The organism is Roseateles sp. P5_B10, from assembly GCF_056400485.1.
This window is the reverse complement of the sequence record NZ_JBFULE010001185.1, coordinates 1-1,197: the sequence shown is the minus strand read 5'-3', so window position 1 is coordinate 1,197 and position 1,197 is coordinate 1. Positions and strand designations below refer to the sequence as shown.

Here is a 1,197-nt window from a genome sequence, read left to right as displayed (position 1 = left end):
GCGCCATGGAGGATGTCGTCGGCAGGCGCCTTGACGACACGGTGGCGTTGATCCGGGGCATGAAGGGTTCGACGGTTCGGCTGGACGTCCTGCCGGCCGACAGCGGGCCCGATGCGCCGAACAGGACCGTCGTACTGGTCCGCAACACCATCACAGTGCAGGACAGCGCCGCCAGGGCCAAGATCTATTCCGTCACGACGGGCGCAGGCAAGCGCCTGGTCGGCGTAATCACCCTGCCCTCGTTCTACGAGGATACCGACGCACTCAGAAAGGGCGACAAGGACTACCGCGGCGCAGCGAACGACGTGGGCAAGCTGCTGTTCGACATGAAGGCCCAGAAAGTAGATGGCGTGTTGATCGACTTGCGCAATGACGGCGGCGGGTCGCTGCGCCAGGCGGTGAACCTGACGGGCATGTTCGTTGGCAAGTTGCCGGTCGTTCAGACCCGAGATGCAAGAGGCAACATCACTGTCGAGAAGAACGCCGAGGCTGGTTTGGCATGGAGCGGGCCGCTGGGCGTCCTGATCAACAGGGGCTCGGCTTCGGCGTCAGAAATCTTCGCCGCGGCGATCCAAGATTACGGTCGCGGCGTGATCATCGGCGAGGGCAGCTTCGGCAAGGGCACCGTCCAGACCCTCGCCAACCTCGACCAGATCGCCAAGAACGCAGCGCCGACGTACGGTGAACTGAAGTTCACCATCGCTCAGTTTTTTCGGGTGAATGGCGGGACGACCCAACTCCGTGGCGTGACGCCAGACATCCTCTTTCCGCAAACCAGCGACGACACCGAGTTCGGAGAGTCGAGCTACGTCAATGCCCTGCCGTGGACCAACATTCGAGCCGTCGACTACTCGCCTGTGGGTGACGTCAAAACGCAGTTGCCCCGCCTGTTGGCTTGGCACGCAGCCCGCGTCGAGCACGCCCTTGACTTCCAGAACCTGCTGCAGGATGTGGCCAAGGCACAGGAGCGTCGCAAGAACAACGTGATTTCGCTCAGTGAATCAGTTCGACGCAAAGAACGTGCTGCCTCGGAGAAGCGCCTGGCTGCCCAGCTGGGTGAAGCGGGAAGGGGCGCGAGCGGCACGCTGGTCGACGACGGCTTGCAGTTCAACGAACGCCAGCTGGACAAGGATCTCGCCGCTGAAAAAACCCGGAAGACCATCAACGATGCGCTTCTTGACGAGGCTGTCAGTATCC

General features: G+C 62.3%; 1 protein-coding gene. It reads left to right on the top strand.

Annotated elements, in window-relative coordinates:
• Positions 1-1,197, top strand: a 1,197-nt coding sequence (locus tag AC1DU6_RS31955; RefSeq protein WP_477862221.1) for a carboxy terminal-processing peptidase, incomplete at both ends; no start/stop codon positions are given.